Origin of the sequence: Halobaculum sp. XH14 (genome assembly GCF_032116555.1) — an archaeon.
Lineage (GTDB): Archaea > Halobacteriota > Halobacteria > Halobacteriales > Haloferacaceae > Halorarum > Halorarum halobium.
The window spans coordinates 2,685,860-2,710,423 of record NZ_CP134949.1; the positions used below are offsets into that span (position 1 = coordinate 2,685,860).

The 24,564-nt window shown below is 62.4% G+C and carries 21 protein-coding genes; 7 read left to right on the top strand and 14 right to left on the bottom strand.

The genetic code is table 11. The features are described from left to right. Positions 1-229 precede the first annotated feature (229 nt). From RJT50_RS13775 to RJT50_RS13795, 5 genes are all read right to left on the bottom strand, one after another. Positions 230-943, bottom strand: coding sequence for a helix-turn-helix domain-containing protein (locus RJT50_RS13775; RefSeq protein ID WP_313692070.1), 714 nt, complete (start codon positions 941-943; stop codon positions 230-232). Between the two features lie 172 nt (positions 944-1,115). Beyond that, positions 1,116-1,859 carry a hypothetical protein gene (locus tag RJT50_RS13780; protein WP_313692072.1) on the bottom strand — a complete coding sequence of 248 codons (744 nt, stop codon included), beginning with the start codon at positions 1,857-1,859 and terminating at the stop codon, positions 1,116-1,118. Next, on the bottom strand, positions 1,856-2,296 hold the full coding sequence (locus tag RJT50_RS13785; RefSeq protein ID WP_313692074.1) for a helix-turn-helix domain-containing protein: 441 nt from the start codon (positions 2,294-2,296) through the stop codon (positions 1,856-1,858). Before RJT50_RS13785 ends, RJT50_RS13780 begins: the two co-directional genes overlap by 4 nt. Positions 2,297-2,359: 63 nt before the next feature. Beyond that, complete coding sequence (locus tag RJT50_RS13790) at positions 2,360-3,229, bottom strand: ABC transporter permease subunit (RefSeq protein WP_313692076.1); 870 nt, start codon at positions 3,227-3,229, stop codon at positions 2,360-2,362. After that, positions 3,226-4,263, bottom strand: coding sequence for an ABC transporter ATP-binding protein (locus tag RJT50_RS13795; protein ID WP_313692078.1), 1,038 nt, complete (start codon positions 4,261-4,263; stop codon positions 3,226-3,228). The genes RJT50_RS13790 and RJT50_RS13795 overlap by 4 nt, the downstream gene beginning before the upstream one ends. Positions 4,264-4,648: 385 nt before the next feature. Here RJT50_RS13795 and RJT50_RS13800 point away from each other — a divergent pair, with 385 nt between their 5' ends. Continuing rightward, positions 4,649-7,063, top strand: coding sequence for a hybrid sensor histidine kinase/response regulator (locus tag RJT50_RS13800; RefSeq protein WP_313692079.1), 2,415 nt, complete (start codon positions 4,649-4,651; stop codon positions 7,061-7,063). Positions 7,064-7,191: 128 nt separating this feature from the next. On the opposite strand, the gene RJT50_RS13805 is transcribed toward RJT50_RS13800, so the two are convergent. The 9 genes from RJT50_RS13805 to RJT50_RS13845 all read right to left on the bottom strand — a co-directional run bounded on the left by RJT50_RS13805 (position 7,192) and on the right by RJT50_RS13845 (position 16,742). Further along, positions 7,192-7,473 carry a DUF7521 family protein gene (locus RJT50_RS13805; protein ID WP_313692080.1) on the bottom strand — a complete coding sequence of 94 codons (282 nt, stop codon included), beginning with the start codon at positions 7,471-7,473 and terminating at the stop codon, positions 7,192-7,194. Next, complete coding sequence (locus RJT50_RS13810; RefSeq protein ID WP_313692081.1) at positions 7,470-7,847, bottom strand: helix-turn-helix domain-containing protein; 378 nt, start codon at positions 7,845-7,847, stop codon at positions 7,470-7,472. Before RJT50_RS13810 ends, RJT50_RS13805 begins: the two co-directional genes overlap by 4 nt. A 383-nt stretch (positions 7,848-8,230) precedes the next feature. Continuing rightward, a complete protein-coding gene (locus RJT50_RS13815) occupies positions 8,231-9,205 on the bottom strand; it encodes a transcription initiation factor IIB (protein WP_313692082.1) in 975 nt (324 codons plus the stop codon). Positions 9,206-9,407: 202 nt separating this feature from the next. Then, positions 9,408-9,944, bottom strand: coding sequence for a plastocyanin/azurin family copper-binding protein (locus tag RJT50_RS13820; RefSeq protein ID WP_313692084.1), 537 nt, complete (start codon positions 9,942-9,944; stop codon positions 9,408-9,410). Between the two features lie 198 nt (positions 9,945-10,142). Continuing rightward, positions 10,143-11,444: a glutamate dehydrogenase GdhB gene (gene gdhB, locus RJT50_RS13825; RefSeq protein WP_425499685.1), complete on the bottom strand. Its 1,302-nt coding sequence runs from the start codon at positions 11,442-11,444 to the stop codon at positions 10,143-10,145. 2 nt (positions 11,445-11,446) lie between these two features. Then, entirely contained in the window at positions 11,447-11,590 is a 144-nt protein-coding gene (locus RJT50_RS13830) for a rubrerythrin-like domain-containing protein (protein ID WP_313692087.1), read from the bottom strand. A gap of 113 nt (positions 11,591-11,703) precedes the next feature. Beyond that, entirely contained in the window at positions 11,704-14,586 is a 2,883-nt protein-coding gene (locus RJT50_RS13835; protein WP_313692089.1) for a bacterio-opsin activator domain-containing protein, read from the bottom strand. A gap of 544 nt (positions 14,587-15,130) precedes the next feature. Continuing rightward, positions 15,131-16,258 (bottom strand): tyrosine-type recombinase/integrase, encoded by a 1,128-nt coding sequence (locus tag RJT50_RS13840; RefSeq protein WP_313692091.1) that lies wholly within the window; start codon positions 16,256-16,258, stop codon positions 15,131-15,133. Next, on the bottom strand, positions 16,251-16,742 hold the full coding sequence (locus RJT50_RS13845; protein WP_313692093.1) for a hypothetical protein: 492 nt from the start codon (positions 16,740-16,742) through the stop codon (positions 16,251-16,253). The genes RJT50_RS13840 and RJT50_RS13845 overlap by 8 nt, the downstream gene beginning before the upstream one ends. A 418-nt stretch (positions 16,743-17,160) precedes the next feature. Here RJT50_RS13845 and RJT50_RS13850 point away from each other — a divergent pair, with 418 nt between their 5' ends. The 6 genes from RJT50_RS13850 to RJT50_RS13875 all read left to right on the top strand — a co-directional run bounded on the left by RJT50_RS13850 (position 17,161) and on the right by RJT50_RS13875 (position 24,473). Next, positions 17,161-17,571, top strand: coding sequence for a DUF7985 family protein (locus RJT50_RS13850; protein ID WP_313692095.1), 411 nt, complete (start codon positions 17,161-17,163; stop codon positions 17,569-17,571). 61 nt (positions 17,572-17,632) lie between these two features. Further along, positions 17,633-19,321: a DUF8186 domain-containing protein gene (locus RJT50_RS13855; RefSeq protein ID WP_313692097.1), complete on the top strand. Its 1,689-nt coding sequence runs from the start codon at positions 17,633-17,635 to the stop codon at positions 19,319-19,321. Then, on the top strand, positions 19,318-20,133 hold the full coding sequence (locus RJT50_RS13860; RefSeq protein WP_313692099.1) for a hypothetical protein: 816 nt from the start codon (positions 19,318-19,320) through the stop codon (positions 20,131-20,133). Before RJT50_RS13855 ends, RJT50_RS13860 begins: the two co-directional genes overlap by 4 nt. A gap of 2 nt (positions 20,134-20,135) precedes the next feature. Further along, positions 20,136-21,293 (top strand): TrbL/VirB6 family protein, encoded by a 1,158-nt coding sequence (locus RJT50_RS13865; RefSeq protein ID WP_313692101.1) that lies wholly within the window; start codon positions 20,136-20,138, stop codon positions 21,291-21,293. Then, positions 21,290-22,405 (top strand): TraC-like domain-containing protein, encoded by a 1,116-nt coding sequence (locus tag RJT50_RS13870; RefSeq protein ID WP_313692102.1) that lies wholly within the window; start codon positions 21,290-21,292, stop codon positions 22,403-22,405. Before RJT50_RS13865 ends, RJT50_RS13870 begins: the two co-directional genes overlap by 4 nt. Further along, positions 22,395-24,473, top strand: coding sequence for a VirB4 family type IV secretion system protein (locus tag RJT50_RS13875; protein WP_313692103.1), 2,079 nt, complete (start codon positions 22,395-22,397; stop codon positions 24,471-24,473). Before RJT50_RS13870 ends, RJT50_RS13875 begins: the two co-directional genes overlap by 11 nt. The last annotated feature ends 91 nt before the right edge of the window (positions 24,474-24,564 follow it).

The window sequence follows — 24,564 nt, forward strand, 5'->3', positions numbered from 1 at the left end:
TGAATCCACTCGGGTAAAGGGGGAAATACCCCTACCCGTCCATGGTCGGGTCCCGGAATGCACGACCGGGGTGGGTTTCCCCGATTTCCCGGTTAGTTATTCCTCGGGTCGGGTGGAAAAGTTCCGATCGTCCACGCTTCGCGCGACGACGCCGGCCGTTCGGCCGTTCGTCGCTTCGCTCGCGAGGCTGGCCGCCCGATCGTGAAAGCGGGCGTGTGCGGGGTTCGTGTCAGGGGTCGAGAAGCTTCGCCTCCGCCTTCCGGAGGTGTTCGAGCAGCGTCGATTTCGAGATGTCGAGTTGGTCCGCGAGTTCGCGGGTCGAGGTCTCGCGGGGCCACTGGTAGTAGCCGTGCTCGCGCGCGGCCTCCAGCACCTCCCGCTGGCTCCTGGTCAGGGTGTCGAGCCGGCGCGCCCGCTCCCGTTCGCCCCCGACCGTCCCGATGCTCGCGATCTCGATCTCCGCGCCCGTCTTCTCACACACGGACTCGATCTGCGTCTCGATCTCGGAGCGCTCGCCGGCGTATCGAACGTCCCAGTACTCCCAGCCGTCCTCGATCTTGCACGGGGCGCTGTGGACGAAGCCGTGTTCGAGCAGCAGCGGACAGATCATGTCGCTCGGGTCGTGTTCGAGGAAGAACTCCCGGGAGACCGAGCCGGGCGCGATCCGCCGTCGCCGGGTGTCGAAGCTCGTCTGGAGCTCGGTGAGCGACTCCGTCAGCGGCGACGACTCGATGTCCTGGACGAGCCGTTCCACGTCCGCTTCCGTCCCGCCGTAGGCGGTGAACAGCCCGTTCACGGTCGTCGATCCCGCCACCGGCGTGTCGTACACCGCGTGCGCGAGGATCCCCCCTGGGTGTCGCTCGGTCGCCTGGATGGCCCAGCAGCCCGGGTGCCACAGCTCCAGGGTCAGGCGCGTCCCGGCCACGGCCGTCTCACCGCTCATACTCCTGCTTCGGCGGCACCCTGTATGATGTTGTCCGTTGACACGGACGCGCGAGGCCTGCAGGAAACCTCCGCCGTCGTTCCGTCAGGGCCGGCGGTTCGCGGCGAACGGGGTCGGTGGGCACCGGCGTCTCCGACGAACCGGGGTCGGGGTCGATGCGCGGTCCCGGGGCCTACCGGTAGACGAGCGTCAGGAGCATCGCCGTCTCCCCGAGCAGGATCGCGCCGGAGACGACCCCGACGACGACGGGTTCGGGAACGTGCCCGGCGACGAGGAGGGCCGCGCCAACGGGCGAGGGGAGCGCCGCGAGGAAGAAGATCCCGACCGACAGCGAGGCCATCGCCGGGGAGCGGTACCGGTGGGCGGCCCGGGCGGCCTGGCCCGCGACGAACGTCGAGAGCGCGACCACGAACGAGAGGCCGACCAGCACGAGCGCGCCGGACCGCCACAGCTCCCCGACGAGGACGGTGGTCGCCGCGAGCGAGACCGCGACCGCGACCACGAGGAGGTCGCCGCGGGTCACCCGGTCGCGGAGCCGCCCGTCGCTCGTCCGGGGGTCGCCGTACATCGCCCACAGGACGGCGAGCAGGCCCGCGACCTGGACGATCGGCGGCGCCGCGTCGCGGACGACGGGCGGGACGGTCCCGACGACGAAGATGCGGAACGGCAGCGGCGCGACCGTGATCAACACGAGCCCGACGACCAGCGAGCGCAGCGCCGGGTCCCGACGGTTCCGGTACCGGGAGACGGCGAGCCCCGCGGTGGCGAGCCCGATCAGGAGCGCCAGCGCGATGGTCGCAGCGAGGAGCAGGCCGAGCGTCCCCTCGACGAAGACCCGTGGCTGGCCCTGGGCGAGGACGGCGGTCGCTCCCGGGAGCGCGTCGAGCCGTTCGATGGCGTGTGCGGTGGGCGTCATCTCGTGAGTCGTTCGTGGAGTCGGTTGAGGCGGTCGACGGCGTCGTCCTCGACCGGCCGGCGGGTCACCGTGATCTCGAAGCCGTCGCCGTCGAGGTCGATCGTGACGCGGTCGAGCCTGGCGCGGTACGTCTTGAAGTGGTGTCCGTCCGGGTCCAGCTCCTGTCGTTCCGCGACGAGGTCGAGCTCGACCAGCCGCTGGAGCCGGCGATACACCGTCGTGCGGGAGGCGTCCGTGTCCGCGATGAGCTCCTCGGCCGAGCGCGACACGTCGGCCGTCCCGACGAGGATCGACCGGGCGTACGGGTCCTCGAGCACGGCCGCGACGGTGTCGAGGTCCGCACCCTCCTCGACCCGCTCGGGCACCGCCTCCCCGTCGGGCGCGGAGCCGTCCCCGTCGTGGGGAGACGAGCGGTCGAGATCCCCGTCGTCGGCCATCCCGCTGCCCATCACGTCACAGTCCTTTCAGTGTACGTGGTTTCGAGGGGCGACGCGGCCGGCTCACAGGTCCCTCCGGCGGAAGCGCAGGTAGCCCAACAGCGTCGGGACGACCGTCCAGAGCCCGAGGACGACGACGGCGACCGGCGGCGAGAGGAACGCCGGGACGGCGTCGGTCCCGAGCTGTTCCGCCAGGGGTGCGGTCGCGGCTCCGGGCGGGCGGAGCGAGAAGATCGACGCCGACGCCCCGACCCCGAGCGTGGCCTCGACGAGGACCTGATACGCCATCGTCGGCGAGAGCCGTTCGAGGAACAGGTACCACGAGGGGACGGTCGCACCAGGGAGATCCCCCGCGGCGACGTAGTAGATCCCGGCGACGAGCGGCTGCCAGAACAGCACGAGCAGGAAGTACGCACCCGCCGCCGCCGCCAGCGCCTTGCCGCGGGTGTCGACCGCGGCCGAGACGCCGACGGCGAACCCGACGAACGCGACGCCCAGCCCGACCGTCGCGAGCGTGAACGCCGCGTAGCGAACCGCCGAGAACCCGCCGTACAGCGCGACTCCGAGGACGCCGGCGACCGCGAAGGCGACGGCGATCGAGCCGGCGACGACCGCGGTGCGGCCGAGGAGTTTCCCGGCCAGCACCGCCGCCCGCGAGACCGGGAAGCCGAGCAGGAGCTTCAGGCTGCCGTCCCGCGACTCGCCGACGACGGCCACGTACCCGACCACGATGGCCGCAAGCGGCACCAGCAGCACCGACGGGAGCGTCAGCGCGCCGACCGCCTGGAGGGCGGTCGCGCCGCCGGCGCCGACCACCGCGAGCAGGGAGACGCCGAGGAGCGCGAACGCGGTGAACACGGCCGTCAGTGCCCAGACCGTCCGCGACCGGCTCGCGTCGCGGACGTCCTTCCGAGCCAGCGTGGCGACGCTCACGCGTCCGCCCCCGTGCGGGCGCGCTCGGCGTCGGAGCGCTCCACGCGCTCGGACCGGTCCGCGTCGTCGGACGGCTCCCCGCGCTCGGACTGCTCGGGACTTCCGGTCGCTCGTCCCGACCCGTCGGCGTCGATCCCGTCGAGCGACGCGGCGAACAGCTCCTCCAGCGAGGCGCTCTCTGTCCGGAAGTCCGCGACCGTCGCGCCGGCGTCCCGGACGGCGTCCAGCGTCCGGATCTTCGCCCCGCCGTTCGCGCAGTCGACGACGAGCTGGCCGTCGGCGACCGTCGCCGACCGGACCCCGTCGAGTCCCGCGAGGACGTCCGGGTCCGGGAGCGGGTCGGCATCGACCCGGAGCGCCGACGCGGTGCCGAGCCGGTCGCGCAGGCCCTCGACGGTGTCGACCGCGACGAGCGAGCCGGCGTGGAGGATTCCGACCCGGTCACAGACCGCCTCGACCTGATCGAGGTCGTGACTGGAGAAGAACACCGTCGCGCCCCGCGCCACCTCCTCGCGGACGATCTCCCTGAGCCGCCGGACGCCGGTCGGATCCAGCCCTGATGAGGGCTCGTCGAACAGCAGGAGGTCGGGCGACCCGACGAGCGCCATGCCGAGCGCGAGCCGCTGGCACATCCCCTTCGAGTACCCGCCGACCCGACGGTCGGCCGCGTCCGCGACCCCAACCCGCTCCAGGATCGCGTCCGGGTCGTCGCTCGCGTCCGCGAGTTCGATCGCCAGGTCGACGTGCTCGCGGCCGGTCAACCGGTCGTACAGCCCGTAGCCGTCCGAGAGGACGCCGACGCGCTCGCGGACCGCCGTGGGTTCCCTGACGACGTCGTGTCCGAGCACGGTCACGGATCCGGCGGTCGGGCGGACGTGGTTCAACAGCACGTCGATCGTGGTCGACTTCCCCGCGCCGTTGGGCCCGAGGAAGCCGAACACCTCGTTCTCGCGGACGGTCAGCGTCAGGTCGTCGACGGCGGCGACGTCGCCGTACTCCTTGCGCACCGACTCGATGGAGATCGCGTGGTCCATGTGCGGACTGACGGCCGGGCAGTGAATCAAAGGGGAACGCCGTTCACAGCCGCGTGCACTGGAGGAAACGTATTTATACGACGATCCGATTCGGACGGGCTCCGCCACTCCTGGTACCCGCCCTCCTCCACTGACGAGACGCGTTTCTCCGGGTTCAGACCCGACCGTGCTCCGGACCGGGCCCGTCGACCTCGGACCAGGCTGGGAGGTCAACCACTGGTCGGGCAGCGACGTCGTTCGTCACCGACGGCCCGACGGGGCTACCGGAGAACCTGAGCGGGATGGGTGCCAAGGCGGCAGTGGTCCTGTCACGGACCGTGAGCGTGGCTCCGAGGACCGAGGCGACCACACTTATGCCGGCGCCGTCGAAAGCCACGGTCCTGAAATGACGACAGCGGACTCCGAGCCGACGGTTCGGGTCCTCCACGTCGATGACGACCCGGATCTGGCCGGGCTGGTCGCAACGTGGTTGGAGCGCGAGGACGAAGCCATCAGCGTCACCACGGAGACGACACCCGCGAGGGCGCTAGAGACGCTGGACGACCGGCCGGTCGACTGCGTCGTCAGCGACTACGATATGCCGGGGATGGACGGGCTGGCGCTGCTCGACGCGGTCAGGCGGGAGCACGGGGATCTGCCGTTCATCCTCTTCACGGGGAAGGGAAGCGAGGAAGTGGCGATCGAGGCCATCTCGCGGGACGTCACCGACTACCTCCAGAAGGAGGGCGGGACCGACCAGTACGCGGTGCTGGCGAACCGGATCCGCAACGTCGTCGCCGGAGACCGGTCACGCCGAGCGCTCGAACGGGCCGATCGACGGTTCGAGGCCGTCTTCAACGACCCGAACATCCTGGTCGGCCTGCTCGACACGGACGGCACCGTCCTCGACGTCAACGGGACGGCGATGGAGTACGTCGACGACGACCTCGACGCCGTCGTCGGCGAGCGGTTCTGGGAGACGCCCTGGTGGACGGACGACGACGAGGTCCGGGCCACCGTCCGGTCGTGGGTCGAGCGAGCCGCCGACGGCGAGTACGTCGAGTTCGAGACGGAGCTCGCGAGCCCCGACGAGCGCCGGTACGCCGTCAAGGGCGTGTTCAGACCGGTCACGAACGCGGCGGGCGAGGTGGTTTCGATCGTCGTCTCTGACCGCGACGTCACCGAGCGCGTGGAGCGCGAGCGGAAGCTCGAACGGCTCCGGGACCGCACGCAGACGCTCGCGTACACCGGATCGAAACGGGAGGCCGCCAGGGTCGCAATCGACGCCGCCGACGACACCATCGACGCGCCGCTGAGCGGCGTCCACCTCCTGAACGAGGACCGGGACGCGCTCGAACCGGTGGAGGTCGTCGACGGGGTCGACGAGGCGTTCGACTCGCCCCCGCGCTACGAGCGGGGGGCGGCAGCCGACTCCCGCGCGGGGCTCGTCTGGCAGGCGTTCGAGAGCGGCGACACGCTCCGCATCGACGACACGGAGGCGTACGACGGGCTGTCGGAGTCGACGCCGACGCGGAGCGTCCTCGTCCACAAGCTGGGCGACCACGGGACGTTCATCGTCTCCTCGGGCGAGCCACGCGCGTTCGACGAGACCGACGAGATGCTCGTCGAGGTGCTCTCGACGACGCTCACGGTCGCGATGGATCGGCTCGATCGGGAAGACCGCCTCCGCGAGCGCGAGCGACGGGTCGAGCGCCTCCACGACGCCACCAGGGACCTGATGGAGGCGCGGACCAGACGCGACATCGCCGACCGGGCCGTCGCGGCCGCCGAGGAGATTCTCGGCTTTTCGCTGGTGATGGTCCGGTTCTACGACGAGGACGAGAACGGTCTGGTGCCGGTCGCGACGTCCGAGTCCGTCGCGGACGTCCTCGGGGATCGCCCGGTGTTCACGCCCGAGGGCGGGAGCCGCAACTGGGCCGCGTACGACGCCGGCGAGCCGACGGTCATCGACGACGTCGGCGCGTCCGAACGGACCCTCGACTCCGGGACCGACCTCGGAAGCCTGCTGATCCTCTCGCTCGGCGAGCACGGAACCCTCTCTGCGGGCGATACGGAGACGGGAGCGTTCGACGAGTCCGACGTCTACCTCGCGCGCATCCTGGCGACCGCGACCGAGTCGGCGCTCGACCGGGCAGAGCGCGAGGAGGCGCTGTTGGGCCAGCGCGACGAACTCGAACGCCGGAACGAACGGCTCGACGAGTTCAACAGCATCCTCTCACACGACCTCCGGAACCCGCTGAACGTCGCAACCGGGCGGCTCGAACTGCTGTCCGAAGAGTGCGACAGCGAACACGTCCCCGACATCGAGCGCGCACACGAGCGGATGCGGGCGCTCATCGACGACCTGCTGACGCTCGCCCGGGAGGGCGACGCCGGCACCGACCTGGAGGCGGTTCCGCTGCCCGGCCTCGTGAGAGACTGCTGGGAGGCAGTCCGGACCGAGCGTACCGAACTCGTCGTCGAGACCGACCGGTCGATCCGGGCTGACCGTGGCAGGCTCAGGCAACTGCTGGAGAACCTGCTGCGGAACGCAGTCGAGCACGGCGGGTCGGACGTGACGGTCACCGTGGGCGCGCTCGAGGACGGGGACGGCTTCTACCTCGAGGACGACGGGCCGGGCATCGACCCCGGGCAGCGGGATCACGTGTTCGAGAGCGGCTACTCGACCGCACGCGACGGGACGGGCTACGGGCTGTCGATCGTGAGCCGGACCGCCGAGGCCCACGGCTGGGCCGTCACCGTGACGGAGGGAACGAGGGGCGGCGCGCGGTTCGAGGTGCGCGGCGTGGAGTTCGCCTAGCAGGTCGACGGCGTGGCGGCTCGTCCCCGTCGCGGTCCACTTCGAGGATTCCTGCGATCCGGGCTGGCAGACACAGCCGAGTGTGCAAGGTTCGAGCCCATGAGTTGAACCTGACTCGTCCGGCGGCGTCAGTTGTCCTCAAGATAGAGTGAATACAGGACGATTGCCAAGCCAATCGCAACGAGGACGCTATTGATCAGGATTCCCGCCTCAAACGACACAGAGAGGATTTGATGGGCAATCCCAGCGAGGAGCACACCAAAGGTGATAACACCGAATCCGATTCCGAGAACCCGGAGCGACGAAGCCCCCGTTCGTCGATATGCCCTGAAAGCGATATACGTGATTCCACTCCCCAGCAGCAATATCACCGTCTTCACGACGACGATGGCTGTTTCCACCCAGATCATAGTTCGTCTCCCATCTTCGACCAAATCTCAGCAAGCCGTTCGTCGACATTCCGTGGCGGCCGCTCGACCGTCACCGAGAAGTCATCATCCTCATCCATGGTGAGTATCACGTCGTCGAAGTCACGTCTGTACGTCGTGGTTCGACCGCCCCCGGGGTTTATGCTGTCCTGCTCACGGACGAGTGATGCGTCGCTGAGGAGTTCGAGCTTCCGGTACAACGTTGATCGAGGGATGTCACACGCATCGATGAGTTCGGTTGCGGTCATAGGTTCTGCTGTTTCACCGAGGATGGCCCGACAGTCAGCGTCGTCCAGCGCATTGAGGACAGTTTGCAGCGATGGCGAGTCCTCAGATGACGCTGGATCGCGCACCATTGGTGGGAGTTGGCGGGTATTCGAGATATGCTATTTGATTACGACCTGTTGCACCACGGGTGAGGGCAAGGTAGGAACGATCGTATTCCAGGGTCACGAATCGGATCCCTCCCGTATTCGTCGAATTCCATCCCCTGTAATTTCATAGATTCCTCGGCCGACTGGGTGAATCTGTCCGTGCTCATGGAGTCGTGCACACGTTTGGTCTACTGTAATTGGGTGACGATCTGCTGTCCTGGCGATTTCCATGACGTATTGTGGCGACTCAGCGAGGAGTATTTCGAGGACTTCCCGGTCAGTTTCACGTCCGAGACCACTCATCACATCCCTCGTTGGGACAGCAGTCGAAGACCCGTTCCGCAGTGATGTTGCGGGGTCATTCATTACAAATCGCCATCCTCCGCAGCGTAGACCTCAAGCAGCTCCTGATAGCGGTTCCGAATGGTTACTGTACTGATGTGGGCTGCATTACTCACCGTCTCCTGTGTCAGTTGCTCGTTCGTGAGATGGGTTGCCGCATATAGTGCGGCCGCTGCGAGACCAGCAGGGCTCTTCCCGCTATGGACACTCTGTTCCTTCGCAGTAGTGAGGAGGTCGTGAGCTTGACGCGTTGCCTCGTCACTCACGTTCAGCGTTGAGGCGAACTGAGGTACGTATTCTAGCGGATCAGCAGGTTCGATCTGTAAGCCCAGCTCCCGGGAGAGATACCGATATGCGCGCTGGATGCGAATTTTCTCTACGCGGCTGACTTCAGCGAATTCGGAAACCGGCCGTGGAGTCGTGTGTTGTCTGGCCGCAGCGTACAGCGCAGCTGTCGCCATCCCCTCGATGGACCGACCTGGAAGAAGAGCTTGTTCGACTGCCCGACGATAAATCGCCCCTGCAGTTTCACAGACTGGTTCCGGCACATCGAGGGCTGATGCCATCCGAGTAATCTCACCGAGTGCGTGCTTGAGATTCCGCTCCTGGGAGTCTTTCGTCCGGAACCGTTCATCCCAGATACGAAGTCGGTGCAGACGGGCTCGCTTTCGGCCGGACACCGAGTGTCCATATGCATCCTTGTTTTGCCAGCCGATCGTCGTACTCAGCCCCTTGTCGTGCATGAGTTGTGTCATGGGGGCTCCGACGCGGCTTTTTTCCGCTTTTTCGTCGCCATGGAACGCACGCCACTCCGGTCCTCGGTCTATGGATGCGTCCTCGAGAACCAATCCACACTCCTCACAGGTCGTCTCACCGTGTTCGCCGTCGTAAATGACGTCTCCATCACATTCCGGGCACGATGAACGTGGCTGGGACTCGGTGACTGAGTTCTGCTCACCTGTGCTGCCGTCTTCGGTATTGAGTTGTATTTTGGTCATGAGTGTGGGTCACGGGTGCATTCTTCGTTCACCCCGACTGGGTGTCTCTAGCAAGGCTCAGAGGCGACACCCGAAGAGTTCGCCGCGGAATCCCATACTTTGAGAATTCGCCAACCTGGTTTACCACGGCTAAACGAAGATGAGTAGCCCGAAACGCGCCAATGACTTCAGAGAGCAACTGTTGGCAGAGTGGGTACCGTGATTATCCAGAAAAGTCGCTATAGGAAACTGCTCCCTGGTCGACGATCGTCTGGCTCTCGGGGACGTCTCCGTCCGGCGGCATGCTCCCGTCAGCCGGGCCGCCGGGTTCACCGGCGACGATGCGGCCGACCATTTCGAGACCCTTGTGTGGGGTACAATAGTAGTCGTAGGTTCCTGGCGACTCAAATGTCTGTTCGAAGGTCGCGCCCTGTTCAGTGAGGATCCCACTGTCGAAAGGCTCTGCCCCATCGGGAATGCGCGTGACTGAGGCCTGTCCATTCTCACTGTATGCAGTCGCAGAGTGGCTGCCGCTATCGATCTCGAACGTAACGGTTTCGCCAGGTTCGACGAAGAGCCCGATCGGATCGAAGTAGTAGTCGCTTCCCTCCGTGACCATCAGAACCGTGTTCGTGCTCCCGTTCGAGGGGGTATCCGTCAGGTCACTTACGTCAGGATTTGAGCCGCTACAGCCGGCGAGCCCCATGAGACCAGTGGTTGCTGCAACTCCACCTGCTTTCAGGACCTGTCGACGTTCCATACCTGACCATCAGAACGCCAATAATAGACCACTTTGGCGGAATCCCAAGCGCTGGGATTCCGCTGTCCATTTACTGTGACAGCACTTGGAATTGTGTCCATGGTACTTGAGTAACCATAGTGGAGCGCCCGCAATCAACCTCTCGCGGGAAACCGTACGAACCGCCTGTACTGTAGCGTTCTCGTTACATGCCGCGGATCATGGCCAGAGCCCACGTGCTTCGTGGGCCTCGGCGATACGTGAGAGCGCAACGATGTACGCAGCATCTCGCCAGGTCACATCTCGGCGCTCGAACTCGGATCGAACCGCATCCCAGGCAGCTTGCATCTCCGCTTCGAGTTCCTCGTTCACTCGTTTGAGCGACCACGCTCGACGATTGATGTCCTGAAGCCACTCGAAGTAGCTCACCGTGACCCCACCGGCGTTGGCCAGAATATCGGGAATTACTGCGACTTCCCGCTCGGCGAGGATTGAATCTGCCGTGGACGTCGTCGGACCGTTCGCACCTTCGATGACGTAATCCGCGGCGATTGCTTCCGCGTTCTCTTTGGTGATCACGTTCCCCAGCGCAGCGGGAATGAGGACGTCGACGTCGAGTGTGAGCAACTCATCGTTCGAAATGACGGTGTCAGCATACGTTGTGACGGCCTCTGGTTCTTCATCGTGCGACGGAACGGAGGCTGTATCGATCCCGTCTGGCTCGTACATCGCCCCGTTCACGTCGCTGATCGCGACGACGGTCGCACCCCGGTCATCGAGCAGGCGGGCTGCATTCGCACCGACGCTCCCGTACCCCTGAACTGCGACCCTCGTCTCCTCGAGGTGGCGATCGTAGTACTCGCAGACCAGCTGCGTGATAATCGCGACACTTCGTCCAGGGGCCTCTTCACGGCCTTTACTTCCACCGACGACCGGCGGCTTCCCGGTGACGACGCCCGGCGTCGTTTCGCCCTCCTGCATCGAATACGCGTCCATCAACCACGCCATCGTCTGCGGGTTCGTCCCCATGTCGGGGGCGGGAATGTCCTGGTTGGGACCGATGACGTCACGAAGCTCCTGTGCGAACCGTCGGGTGAGCCGCTCCGTTTCCACTGTGCTCAACTCCTTCGGATTGACAGCAACACCGCCTTTGGCCCCACCGAATGGGAGATTCATCACGGCACACTTCCAGGTCATCCACATACCGAGCCCAACACACTCGTCTCTGGTCACGTCGGGGTGGTATCGCAGACCACCTTTATATGGGCCTCTGACGCTGTCGTGCTGGGCTCGATAGCCGGTGAACACCTCGACCGTCCCGTCATCTCGCTCGATTGGGATCGTCACCTCGTGGACGTTTTTCGGATGGTTGAGCCGTTCGACGATGTTCTGGTCGATATCGAGATGGGTGGCAGCGTGGTACAGCTGACGGCGGGCCGTTTCGAGTGCCGATTCCGATTCAGTCGATTCTGTCGACGCATCGCCCGACTCGTCGGGGGCGCGATCGGGATTCGTTGACATGGTCACTCAAGCGGCGTCCGGCGATTTCGCATCGGACCGCTACAGTTGGGACACTGGCCAGGGTTATCCTCGGCGATGATGATATTGCCACATCCAAAGCACTCGTACGGTGTTCCGTCGTCGGGTTCAGGGTCGACATCTCTCATTGTGAGTCCACGAGTGCCAGCACGCAGATCAGGGCACTCTGAATACAGGTAATAAGTATATAAGGGAATATCCGGTCGTTTTTCACCAAACCGCCTTCTATATTGGTGGTTTGTTATTCAACCCTTCCAGCAGCGGCCGCGATGGGGACGCTGTTTTCCTCAAAAAGTGTCGCAAACAATTTGCGCTGGACCGTCCGAGCGTGCGTATAGAACGCAGGTGGCGAGATATCGAGCGTCTCCGCAACCTCCTCACCGGTACGCTCGCGTGGCGACTCGAAATACCCACTGTAGTATGCCGTCTGGATCACTTCCAGTTGTCGCTCGGTCAGCTTTTCGAGGAACGTCGAGTGGAGGTCGTGTTCTACGGTCTGATCGAGCGTCTGTTTGGCGCGAAGTTCTACAGTAGAGAACGTCTCACGGACGAGGTGGGTGATCGTCCGGACATCAATACTGTCCGGAATATCGATGACGAGTGTCGTCGTGGTCGGATCAGCGGTCGCCTCACGGAAGACGGCCCCGTGATCGGCCAATTCCAGGGCGAGAAACGGCTGAGTGAGGCGGAGACGCAAGACACCGCCGTCCCCATCAGTACTGATCTGTTGGACGTCATCGATGGCGTTCAGCTGCGAGGCGACTTCTGTGACGTTATCCAGAGATTCACCTTCGACGGTGACGAACACGTAACTTCCCTCTGTGGATTGCCGGACTCCGCCCTGATATGAGAGTGTGCACGCTGCGTCCTGTGCCAGCCGTGAGAGGACGAACGCCGGATCATCGATGGCGAACTCGATACGCGTCATCGATGTCGTGAGTAGCGCATTCTTCCGCTCGATCGCACTGAGTGCGGATGCGATGGTCTCGCCAAGTTCGGCAAGGACGGCCTTCGTCGTGTCATCGAACGCGTCTTGCGTCGGAGCGTAGACCGTCAAGATGCCGTGCGTGAGGTCGTTGTACATGAGGGGGATGCTCAATAGGGAAAGATAGTCGCGAGCGAGTGCGTCCTTCCGCCACGGTTCGTCGCGGAGTCCTGCGGCGACGTTCCTCACGATCGTCACGTCGCCAGTCGCCGCTGCTTGTCCGGCTGGCTCTGTCCCTGATCCCTCGGTGGCGAACGACTGGCTATCCAGGTATCCCTGTTCGCTTCCTGCCCAGGCCCGTGGGTCGACACTATCGGTCGTCGGATCAACCGTGCCGATCCAGGCGAACCTGAACCGGTCATCGGCAGTCAGCAGCTCGCAGACTGTATGGTTGACCTCCTCCCGCGTCTCGGCTTGGACGAGTGCTTGATCGATCTCTCGAATCGTCTCGTTGATGCGATTCAGGGAGGTGAGCTGTTCGTTCTGCTGCTGGAGTGTACGGTCCTGTTCGCGGAGTCGGGATTCCCGCGTAACGCGGTCGAGCGCTGCTTCGGCGGTTGCCGCGAGCAGATCGGCCAGTTCCCGCGTCACATCGTCGAAGACGCCAACCTGATCCGAGCCAGCGACGAACACGCCGTGGTTGCCAAGCGGGATGTAGGTCGCACTGCGAAGGTCAGTCGCCCGGTTATCGAGCCGGTCTGCTTCGTGGACATCATCGAAGAATAGCGCTTTGTCCTCGACGAAGCTATAACTCGGAAGGGTCGTGCCGTCGGCGTGAACGGTTGGAAGCGGTCCATTGAGTTCTTTCATCGTCGCCGTCTGTGCAGTAGGGCGAAGGTCGTTGGCATCGGCATCGAAGAGATAGACCGCACTTGCATCCAAATTGAGGACGCCGGATGTATCGTCGACGACGTGCTGGGCGATTTCCTGGTGAGTCTCGGCATAGAGGAAATCCCGAGCGGTTCCCTGGAGGGTTGCAAGCGCCTCCTCACGTTGCTTTCGTTTCGTAATATCCCGACAGCTGAAGAGGAGCGTTCCGTCCTGAATCGAGACCTCTCGAACGTTAACGAGGAGCGTGTGTTCGCGACCCGCTTTGTCCGTTGCCGTGGTTTCGATGTTCTTGAGGACGCCGCCAGCCGCGAGTTCGTCACGGTCGAACAGATCTTCACCGAGGAGGTCGTCGATTGTCCCCTGCTCGTGAATCTCGTCAGCTGTGTAGCCGAAGATGAAGTGGACGTTTGGACAGACGTAGGTGTACTCGCCGGATTCGTCCGTGATGAGGACGGTGTCTGTCATATTGTTGAGCGTGACGCGATGGAGTTCCTCTGACTGACGGAGATCGCGTTCGAGGTCAACGCGCTGAGTAATGTCGACACCATCGACGACGATCGAGACCAGATCCCCGCGTTCGTTCTCGACCGGTCGCACGGACAGATCGATGACGCGCGGGTCCTCGACGTGTGATGGCTGCTGGACGACCGCGTTGCCGAACGTTCCGCCGAGTGCGTTCTCCACGATGTGTCGAATGTCTGCGTTCGTCGCACCAGCCTCTGCCCACCACGGAAGTGTCCAGAATGGCTCGCCGACGATCGTTTCGACGTCTTCATCGACCATCTCCCGTGCTGTTTCGTTCACCCGAGCGAGTGAGCCATCGGGGTCAAGCACCCACGTCGCGGTCCGCGAATCACTGAAGATCGCGTCGAACTGTCTGGCCCGCTCCCGTTGGGTGTCCGACCGCTGTGCGGATCTGACGGCACGTTCGGTTCGTTCGATGAGTTCATCGGTCATCCCTTCTGGCGGGTCCGTGAGCGCGATGTAATCGGTGACACCTGCTTCGATAGCTTCGCTGGCGATGGTTTCATTCCCGGCAGCAGTACCGAGTAGTACTGGTAGCGCAGTCGTTTCCTCGCGGATCTCTCTGAGGAGTTCGAGTCCGGTCGTCTCTTCAAGCGAGTAGTCGCTGATGAGACAGTCTGAGGTCCCCTTCCGGACGATGTCAATTGCCTCCGCCTTGGTTCCAACCGAATGTACGGTGGCGCCAGTCCGTGTCTCGAGCGTCGCTGCGAAGTGCGTGATCCAGTCGTTCGTTCCGACGAGCAGCACCGTCGACGAATTGAGAACGGGGGGAGATGAACCCATTATCTGAACACAGTGGTACAGCGAACGCTTCTCTCGGTATCGATTCGAGCTTGCCTCCAGCTCAGCTGCTGGCCCAGGCTGGAATGCACGTTCATGGCTAGTCAACTATCAAACCATCCAGTGACAAAGGTGTTTGCTATCTAACCCCTAGAGACGTGGGAGGGATCCGTGAGGTGGAACCGTGACTATCGAGACTCGTCACGGTTGACCGACTCTTCCCGAGTTCTACATCCCGCCTTCCGATCATACGTTCGTCGACGACTCCATCGATAGTCGGATGAACGCGACAAATCAGTACGGGAATCCCACTTCACCAGCGATCGCTACACTGGAGGAATTCGATTCGAATACCCACGAATCAGGTGTATTCAGACCTGAGCAGGGGATCGTCAGAGTGGTGTAGGGGTGCTCATCGGGATTGTCATCGTGGAGATGATTGATGAGGGCCACGAACTTCTCTACAAGTACCCATCTGAATCTGCGGACCGCGCGGCATAATATGGAGTAGAAAGACTCCACTCTCTCAAGTTGTCGCCAGTCGTGGCTATAGTTCGAGTCGGTAGATGTTCTCTCGGTATAGCTCCTCGATATCTTCGAAGTATGCGTGAAGATAGGCGTTCATCCCGCGGGCGTTTTCATACGCGCCGGTTCGATCACCACGCATGTATTTCACCAACTGCCGATTCACGTCCTGTTCGACCCGCCAGTAGGTCGTAAATCGGTGCCGTCCGAAATGACTCGTCAACGAACGATGCTCGTCCGTCTCAGCGTACTCGGGATGGAAGGCATCCTTCCAGATCTCGTTGACACCCTGGCTGGTCATCTGTGTGTGGCTCTTCAACGAGAGGAATACCCACGGTTCCCCATTGTCCGGGCGAACGAGGAGATAGCGATTCAGCACCGCTCGCAGTTCCGCATCGAGCGGGAGTAATCGAGGGCGACTGGACTTGTTCCCATCCCGCTCATCTCTCGTCGGAACGTACAGAACGTTCGTATACTCCTGCAGACGGTCGTGTGTTCCCACCTCGGGAAGATACCGTGTGGCTTCAGCGTCGTCCAGATGGACGTCGCACAGTCGCATGTTCGTAATCTCACCTGCGCGAAGTCCGAGTTTCAGTTGAAGTGCGATCAGCGTCCGTGCCCGAAGATTCGGGACTGCCTCCATCATCTCCCGTAACTCCGGAATGGGAATTCTGCGATGCTCCTTTTCCTTTGTGACCGGGAGTGGAACCCGTGCTCTGGCGAGGTAAATCGGGTTATACCCATCCGGATGGGGGAAGGTTGCGTCCTGTTGCCAGTACCGATACGCGTGGTTCAGTTTGCGGAGTTTCTCCGTGGCCGTCCGATTGACGTTTCCCTTTCCTCCCTCCGACTCGGCTGCAGTCTGCCACTCGATAAACGCCTCGACGTGTTCGACATTCGGACAGGCAGGATGACGCCCCTGTCTGGCCATGTAGTCTCTCCACTCTGTGAAGACCAGCTCGTAATGGCGCTCAGTTGCGGGAGCAAGCTCGCGCTGGGCGAGTACTTCCGCTTCGAAGAGTTCGAACGGGTCAATTTCAGTTTCCTCGAACACAGCAGCAGCCTCTGCAAGTGGGTCGACGGGCTGCTCGAAGGCTGCTGCCAGTTCCCGACGCTGATCCCGAATGTCATCATCGGAGTTGTCACTCATCCTTGGTCCCCCTCGCTTTGGCTTTTCGCCACTTCCGGAGTTTCTCCTCCCAGATCTGGCCCGTCGCATCACCCGTCACGACGGCGATGAGGACGGGATCGTAGACGTGTGGGTGATCTACGTGCCAAGTGAGCCATTCGTAGAACCGTTTGATTCGGACCCAGTAGTTGTACGCCGTCGACATGGACTTGTCTGAAACGAGCGTTTCAGACCACGCCTCGACATCTGCGGGCGTTGCAAGCACATGGTGTCGCCCTCGGGTGGCCATGTGTGTCAGCCAGTTGTCACCCACCCGGTCAACCTCACGAAGAAAGGTAGCTGATGAGCCCTGCTCGTACTCGTATTCCTCACAGAATTCAGCCCAGACGTCGCGGTCTTCGTACGTCTCGGCGTATCGTTCGAGTCTGTGGTGCGCGGGTACGTCTTCGAGTCGCTTGTAGACGCCCATCCGATCTGTCACGTCTTGAGATTTCGTTCGGTTCATGCACGTACGGCTCCCAGTTGGTCGCCGTCGCCCGTCGACGGCGACCGCAAAAACTGCTCGTGCTGGGGTCACACCAACTCGATCCGCAGTGGGGGGCAAGCTCCCATGATTCGGGCGCTCCGGGTTGTCCACCTGTGGACTGGCTAGCCACTGATGGGAGAGATGTCAATTGCTGAGGAGAATTCGAAATAGTATCCAGGTACTATGCAGATAGAGACCAGCTCCTTCCGTGAACGGTAATTCATGCCGGGTATTATGGTAATCACTAGTAATCTCTTGTGTACTATACAAAAATAATATATCCCCCAACCTGCGTTGCTGGACGTGAGATGGTTCATCGTGCCGTGGTCGGTAACGGGGAGGTTACGAGCAGCCACCACTCCGTCCGGCGCGAGTTCCATCCGTCCACCGTCAGATAATGATACCTAGTGTAGCGTCGAGGAACTCTGTATTCGATGTAATCCGTATCGCCCGGCCGTCCATCGCTCGACTCTCAAGTGGGCTCTTCGTCCTCTGTCTCGCCGCAGTCGATCCTGTGGCAGCCCAGGAGAGTGCCGTCTGTGCAGCGGATCGACTTCCCGAGATGATCACCGGGTTCTTTCAGTTGACGACCGGGCTCGGCCTCGTCGGGCTCGTCGTCGTCTGGCAGGGCGATTCACTCGTCGAGATGTTCACCCTCCATCGGGAGCAGCGCGAGGGGATCAAACGGCACAAACGAACGGCGCTCAAGTCCGCAGTCGTGCTGGTGATCCTGGGGCCGCTCTACACTGTCGCCGGCTCGATGATGAACCTCCCACTGGCGAGCTGTATCGATCTCGTCCCCTGGTGACGTTCATTCGAAGGCTGTGTGCCGACCCTACGCTCAGATCGCGCTCATCCTTGTCGTCACCATGAGCATGGTCTCGCTCGGGGTCAGCGCACAGGATGGGAGTCGATCGGGAATGCAGCCGAACGCTCCGCTCGATGAATCCGAAGTCGCTTCGCTCTGGTCCATGGATTCTGATCGCTGTGCGCAGCCGGCTGAGACGATCGCCGAAGCCACGACATCCAGCGATATCCAGCAACTCGCTGCCTGTACGGACATCACGTTCAAACGCCCACCAGATACGGCGGCGAGATGGACAGCACATGACTTTTCGGATCTGAAACCCGGAAATTCGTCTACCTCCGTATATCCCCCGGGTGCAACGCTCACCGACGCAGGGACGATTGCAGATGCACACGCGTCGATGTTCTCGGTACAGCCCTCGACGAGACTCCATCGTGGCGTGAACGATGAGCCACTGTACATCGCTCCCGCGGGTACGGTCAGAGCACTCATCGACTATCGGGTGCGTGTGCCGGCACTCGAATCGACGCCGAACGGGACGCGCTCGTGGACACTCACCAGCACCGGGGTGAGTGAGGTTCGATTACTCCGGGATGGGGAGCTCATCGCGGATTCGGCTGGCTCACAGACGCCACTCTTCCGGTACGAAACGACCGGGGCCGGTCCGGCCAACCTCACCGTCGAGGCGGACATTCGAGTGACACTCAGGGGGACAGCGTCGGTAGCTGGAGAGAATCAGACACGGATAACGACCACAGTCGAGATGGTCACCGTCTCAGACACGATTCCGGTCATCGTCTACGAACCGACGATCAGCCAGTACACCGCCCGCTATCCGACTGGTGAGACGGGGATCGCGCTGTCTCAGTACCAGCCGTGGCACGGCTACCACCTGGACACGCACGATGGCGAGCGCGTTCGAGGCGTCTGGCGGTATTACACCGCCCGCGATCTCGGCTGGGACGAGCTCGTCCACTCCAGGCGTACTGGTGAGACACGAGTTGCATCGGCTGCACGACCGGTCTACGTTCACGCGTATCCCTCCGAAATTGGCCCGCGAACGGAGCCTGTTCGTGACGGACCGACGCGGCTCCAGGTCTGGGGTCGGCAGACCGACTCACCCGCAGCAGGCTTCCCTGACTCCATCTCGGTCGGAGTCGTCGAGCGACCCTACACGGAATCGGCCGGGATCGCACTCCGGACGGGGACGAACGGGATCGAACGCGTTCGCGTCCTCGGGATCGTCCGCGGCGTGGATACCACAGTGGATCTTCCACCAGCGGCGGACCGACGAAACGTTCGAGAAAGTGCGCTCACCGTCGATGTTATCTCGCAGACCGAGTCGAACGCGACGCTCCGAATCGAACTCGTGGATGCGAGAACAGGAGCGCCGATTAGACTCACAGATGAAACCGATACAGGACCCGTCGCAGTCCCGATCAACGGCGAGACTCGTGAAGGGTACGTCACGGTCAACGGCGAGCGGGTCACAATGGACGAAGCTGGCGTCGGACGTCTCGTCGTGACTAATCCGGGGAGTTACTCCGTTCGCTACCACCCTGGCTCCTGGCTCTCACACGATCCCGCCTATACCGGAGCGACGGCGAGCGTTTCCTGGCATCCCCTCTTGACGATCACGGGGTGGGTCAACCTGCTCGTCGACGTGGTCTGGTGGTCGATCCCCTTCCTCGTCGTTCTCTTCGCTGGCATCCGTCTCGGTAGCTTCCTGAAATTCAATGAATACAGATGAACGAACACGATTCACCAATCAACCGTCGAACCGCCCTCGGAACGATCACTGCAGCGACGCTGCTCCCCTTCACTGGCTGCACTGCCGCTGGTGACCCTCCGGACAATGAGTCAAATGCGATCGAAGCAATCTCGACCGAAGATCTGCATCTCGTGGTCGAGTTGCGCGAGGATTCAGTCGTCGACGAACTGAGTATCGTCGACCCCGCTGGAAAGTCGTTCGCTACAGCATCGGTCGCACAGGGTGTGAGGACCGTTTCCTTCGATTTGGGCGCGACCTATCTTCCCGGTGAGTTCGGAGTGTACGCCACCCGATCAGGGACCCAGGTAGGTGAATCCACACTCGAAATCCGTCCCGATATCCGTATCACCGACCTGAAACTCGCACGGAATCATCCAACGGAGATGTACGACGGGGCGAGTGAATACTCAATTGCATCGGAGGCAATTGTCACTGTAGAGAACTTTGGAACTGGGCCTGATGCCATCACAAACCTCCGGTTTGTGGGAGATGTACCGTATCCTGATTCAGAACTCTTTGAAGAAAGTGGGATTTACGATACTCAGAGCGAACATGGCGGGAACCGTGAGCAGGTCCAAATTTCCTCTGAACAGGAACTCGTCCTATTCAGCTCCTCCCATCCGTTCTCGCCTGCGGCTGATGACGAGTATTGTCGACGCAGTCTCGACGATGGCAGCTTCACCGTTGAAGTAGATTCACATCTCACAAATACTCCGGTCAAAACAAGGTTCGAGATTAGCTTTAGAGGAAGAAGCGGAGATGACTGCGATATCACCATCTCTGAGGTTTAATCGTGCAAGGAATTTCTCTCGTTGATATTGGTCTCGAGTGGTTTGAAGATGTGATCGATTGGGTCATTGAGTGGTTTAATCGGGGCATTACTGACGGATACGCTGTCTTATCCGAATCCCTCCTGGGAACACCAACTCCAGAGTCCAGTAGCGGCTTCGTCTTTGGTTCACCAACGAACGAACCCTGGATTGCATTGCACGATTCACTCGTCGGTGGAGATATCCAACTCATTGCACTCCTCCTGTTGGTCGTCTGTGTCCAGGGGCGTCACACGATTCGAATCTTTAACATAGGAAGTAGATATGAGGCACAGCGAGCGAAGCGAACGGCTTGGACAGGCGCGATCCTGATCGTTGCCTGGTACTGGGTCGGGGCGCTGAGCCTCTATCTGGTGGACGGCTTCACAATCGCACTGATTCCAGATGTGAGCGCTGTGACGGATGCAATGGTTGAATTCCTACGGGTTTCCATTTCTAACCCCGCCCTGGCGCTCGTACTCGCTATAATCGGTGGGATCGCCATGTGGACCCTTCAGGCGCTCCTGTTCATACGTGAGCTATTACTCTACGTCTATCTCTATGGGATGCCGCTCGCCGTCGCACTCACGTATGGAAACATCCCCGTCGTTTCACGAATCGCCTCCGCCCTCAGCCTGAAGTTCGTTCCGCTCGCGCTGATGCCGCTTCCCGTCGCGATCCTGTTCAAGGCGTACGAACTCCTGTTCAGTGAGGGGATTCAGTCGACGCTCGCACCAACGACTGCATTCCTCAGTACGATACTCGCGGTCTCGCTCCCGGTTCTGGCCGTGCTCGTCGTCTGGAAGGTGTTCAAATACGCCTCCCCGCTGACCACTGCAGTCATCGGGACGACCTCGGGTGCCGCAGTCACAGCGGGGACGATCATCACTGCAGGTGCGGTTGGTGGCCCGACTGCGGCCACCACTGCGGCACGGTGGGGCTCCAAAGCTGCTGCCGGTCACGTCACGGCACAGCGAGTCGCATCCGGGGGCAGTGGGACAGGACACACTGGAGCACGCCAGGGGACGTCCAGTTCACCGACCCAGCAGGACGCGCTCGCGCCTGAGTCGACTCGACGGTCGGGAGCACCGTCGTATCGACGCACGGAGAACGACCCCGGTCACTCGGGTGACCGGCGATGACCGACGACCAAGCGGCAGCCCGTCGGATCATGGATGCGATCGGCGACGAAGGTCGCATCCCGATCATCAACGTCCGCGAAGGTGACGTATACGTCCTCATCGGCTTTCCGACGGTCGGCCTTCTCGGTGGTGGACTCACCGGCGTGGACGCCCTCGTGCTCCCGCTCGTCCTGCTCGGCGTCCTCGTAGGCGTTGCCACGATCGTCGCCGCTCCCGCACACCTCCCTGCAGCGACGTGGCTGCGCGACGTCTCCCGGTACTATCTCACCCGCCCCCGTGTAACGTTTGCCACACCGGAAGGACCGTCCACCGGAAGCGCCGACGCAGTCAGGCGAACTGATGGTGGGCTCGTCCAGTACGGTCCGTTCACCCCGGATGAACGCACGCAGGACCTCACCCACATCGAGCGCGCCTGGCCAGGTGCGAGCGCGCTCGAACGGGATGACGGCACCATGGTCGGGATGCTGCAGGTCGACCCCGCGAACATGGACTTTGCCATGTCGGGCGACTGGGCTGGACGACAGGCCAAGGCAGCCGAATTTGCCAACAATGACCTCGAGTTCCCCCTCACGCTGTATACGTCGACGCGACCGTTTCCGGTCAACCGCCTCGTCGACCAGATCGATGATCGGCTCGCCGACGAGGACGTGAAGGCGAATCCGACGTATCACGACCTGCTCACGGAGTATCGGGAGCGACGACCCGAAGAACTCACAGATATCCAGCAGATTCACTACTATCTCGGCGTCGAAGTGACGCCGTTTGAGGTGTACAATCGGGACCGAGACGAGCGCTCGCCCGCAGAACGGCTCAGTCGCATCCCGCTGTTCGGGCTCCTCTTTACGCCATTCGTCACGCGGCGTGACCGCCTCAGCGAGGCAGCACTCCGTGCGGCGATGTTCGAGCACCTCGACAGGCGCTGTCGGACGGTCGAGACTGAACTCGTCGGGTCGATGAGTGGGTGGGCAGCCCGCCGTCTCGATACACCCGAGCTGTTCGTCCTCGCAATGGACTTCTGGAACGGCGAAACCCACGAGTACGGCGATGCTGCGAGTGTGCTTTCGAACACCCCCGCCGCCAGCGGGACACGACAGAGGGACGATGGGAGGTGAACTCCCCTGGTCGGGAGTCGCACTCCAGGCCTCCGTCAGCGGGTCGCCGACAGACCTGGCAGTCCTCCTCGGTGTGCTGCTGCTCGGCATCCTTGGAGCGACACTTTGGCACAGGCGCGCGAGGACGGACGAGTTCGACCCGACGAGCGTGTTCGACGACGCCACCCTCGAGGCCGCACCTGCTGACCATGCGGTCCTCACCGACGTGTCGGAGCGACACAAACGAGCACTCGCACCAGCCGCGATCGAGTGGGACACCAGAACGGCGCGCGTCGGCGAGCAGTGGACGACGACGCTCTACGTCGCTGACTGGCCTGATTATCCTGCGGATGGGTATCTCAACGAGCTGTTCACCGTCACGGATGTCCCGTTCGATTGTAGCATCCGACTCACGCCGACGAATCAGGAGCGGGCGCTCGATGATCTCCAGTCGGTCGCTGACGACCTACAGGTCGATGCCGATCTCGATCGGAGCGTTCGCGGCCGCTATCTGCAAGAACGGGCTGCAGAAGCGGCCGCCACCTACACCGCCGTCGAGAACGGCCAGCGCGTCTTTGCACAGGCCATGTTCATCACCGTCCGGGCGGACGACCGGGCGACCCTCCGCGAGAACGTCCAGACGCTTCGGCGACGTCTTCGCGAAACGCCCGCCAATCTCACGCCCAAGACGGCCATCTGCAAGCAGGATCTCGCGATTCAGGGGGCTGCCCCGCTGAGTGGAAACCCCTTTGGCCGCGAGGCGGTGGCGCTCGGAGGTGCAGTCGGGGCGTTGCTCGCCACACCCCATTCGCCGACGATCCTCGAACCGGGCGGTATCGAAGTCGGCGTGCATCGCCACACGAACAGCCCGCTCGTCATCGACGACTTCGCCCGCGAGAACGGCTACGCCAAGTTCACGGTGGGCGACCCAGGCTCGGGCAAGTCATTCGGCGCGAAACAACAGTTCCTCCGGTCCGTCGCACAGTCACCTGACCGCCTCGGCATCATCCTCGAGCCGCTCAACAACTGGGCCGGCGTCGCAGACGCACTGGGCGCTCGCCGCATCACTGTCGGCGGGACGACAGGGCTGAATCCGCTCGAACTCAAGCAAACGCCAGCACACGTCCAGCGGGCGATGGGCGAGGACGCCAGTCCGTTCAACGAGAAACTGGCGAGCGTCCTCAGCTTTCTCACGAACTATTTCGCCCTCCGAGGCGTCGAACTCGGTGACCGACGGACCACGCTCGAACTCGCCATCACCGAGTCGTATCGCGAGCAGGGCATTACCGACGATATCACCACGCACTCGAGCGAGAGTCCGACACTGCGGGACGTCCTCGATATCCTCACGGAGCTGGTGGACGACCCAGAGTCCTACGTCGTCCGAACATCCGCGGAGGCGTCCAAACTCCGGGCAGATGCGACCTGGCTCATCGACCAACTCCGCCCGTTTGCAGACGGTGGGAGTTTCGAGAACCTCGGTCGGCCGACGCAGTTTGACATTCGCGATGAGGGACTCATCTATCTCGATCTCGGCCAGCAGGAGGGCAGCGCCGGTGGAAACACGAGTCTCCTGATGCAGTTGCTCATCTCACTGGTCTATGAACGTGCGAAGGAGACGGACAAGGAGGTCGTCTTCGCGATCGACGAGGCGAGATACCTGTTCAAAGAGGCTGCAAATCTGGAGTTCTTCGAGACGATCTTTCGTCATCACCGGCACCACGATCTGTCGATTCAACTCATCACACAGACGGTCGATGAGTTCTTCCAGCGACCGGAAGCAGAGATGATCCTCGATCAGTGTGCCATCAAGCAGTTCCACCGCCTCGATGGGATGGATGAAGCGTGGGCCAACGAGTTCGGCCTCAATTACGCCCAGATGCGCTTCGTTCAGGATGCCATCCCTGGGAACGACCGTGCGGGCTATTCGGAGGCGCTCATCGGTGTCGATGGCGAGTGGCGCGGGATGGAAATTCGAGCGTTGTCTCGGGAGGCAGCGGTCATCGACTTCGATCCGACCAATGAAGATTCACCGGACGTCCCGGGCCAGCCACCTGATCCAGCGATGCGTGAACGGGAATCGGACTGAGATTGAAACGGCCCTGTTGAAACCCTCGATTGGTGATCGGTTTCAGGAGCCGAGCTGCATACCTGGCACGCATCGGGCACCAGGGGACTCT

Excerpts from the sequence above, each read along its gene's own strand:
- RJT50_RS13800 (WP_313692079.1), top strand. The coding sequence starts at position 4,649 with ATGACGACAGCGGACTCCGAGCCGACGGTTCGGGTCCTCCACGTCGAT.
- RJT50_RS13780 (WP_313692072.1), bottom strand. The coding sequence starts at position 1,859 with ATGACGCCCACCGCACACGCCATCGAACGGCTCGACGCGCTCCCGGGA.
- RJT50_RS13810 (WP_313692081.1), bottom strand. The coding sequence starts at position 7,847 with ATGGTGCGCGATCCAGCGTCATCTGAGGACTCGCCATCGCTGCAAACT.
- gdhB (WP_425499685.1), bottom strand. The coding sequence starts at position 11,444 with ATGTCAACGAATCCCGATCGCGCCCCCGACGAGTCGGGCGATGCGTCG.
- RJT50_RS13860 (WP_313692099.1), top strand. The coding sequence starts at position 19,318 with ATGAACGAACACGATTCACCAATCAACCGTCGAACCGCCCTCGGAACG.
- RJT50_RS13775 (WP_313692070.1), bottom strand. The coding sequence starts at position 943 with ATGAGCGGTGAGACGGCCGTGGCCGGGACGCGCCTGACCCTGGAGCTG.
- RJT50_RS13845 (WP_313692093.1), bottom strand. The coding sequence starts at position 16,742 with ATGAACCGAACGAAATCTCAAGACGTGACAGATCGGATGGGCGTCTAC.
- RJT50_RS13835 (WP_313692089.1), bottom strand. The coding sequence starts at position 14,586 with ATGGGTTCATCTCCCCCCGTTCTCAATTCGTCGACGGTGCTGCTCGTC.
- RJT50_RS13820 (WP_313692084.1), bottom strand. The coding sequence starts at position 9,944 with ATGGAACGTCGACAGGTCCTGAAAGCAGGTGGAGTTGCAGCAACCACT.
- RJT50_RS13855 (WP_313692097.1), top strand. The coding sequence starts at position 17,633 with ATGAGCATGGTCTCGCTCGGGGTCAGCGCACAGGATGGGAGTCGATCG.
- RJT50_RS13870 (WP_313692102.1), top strand. The coding sequence starts at position 21,290 with ATGACCGACGACCAAGCGGCAGCCCGTCGGATCATGGATGCGATCGGC.
- RJT50_RS13875 (WP_313692103.1), top strand. The coding sequence starts at position 22,395 with ATGGGAGGTGAACTCCCCTGGTCGGGAGTCGCACTCCAGGCCTCCGTC.
- RJT50_RS13850 (WP_313692095.1), top strand. The coding sequence starts at position 17,161 with ATGATACCTAGTGTAGCGTCGAGGAACTCTGTATTCGATGTAATCCGT.
- RJT50_RS13785 (WP_313692074.1), bottom strand. The coding sequence starts at position 2,296 with ATGGCCGACGACGGGGATCTCGACCGCTCGTCTCCCCACGACGGGGAC.
- RJT50_RS13805 (WP_313692080.1), bottom strand. The coding sequence starts at position 7,473 with ATGATCTGGGTGGAAACAGCCATCGTCGTCGTGAAGACGGTGATATTG.
- RJT50_RS13840 (WP_313692091.1), bottom strand. The coding sequence starts at position 16,258 with ATGAGTGACAACTCCGATGATGACATTCGGGATCAGCGTCGGGAACTG.
- RJT50_RS13795 (WP_313692078.1), bottom strand. The coding sequence starts at position 4,263 with ATGGACCACGCGATCTCCATCGAGTCGGTGCGCAAGGAGTACGGCGAC.
- RJT50_RS13830 (WP_313692087.1), bottom strand. The coding sequence starts at position 11,590 with ATGAGAGATGTCGACCCTGAACCCGACGACGGAACACCGTACGAGTGC.
- RJT50_RS13815 (WP_313692082.1), bottom strand. The coding sequence starts at position 9,205 with ATGACCAAAATACAACTCAATACCGAAGACGGCAGCACAGGTGAGCAG.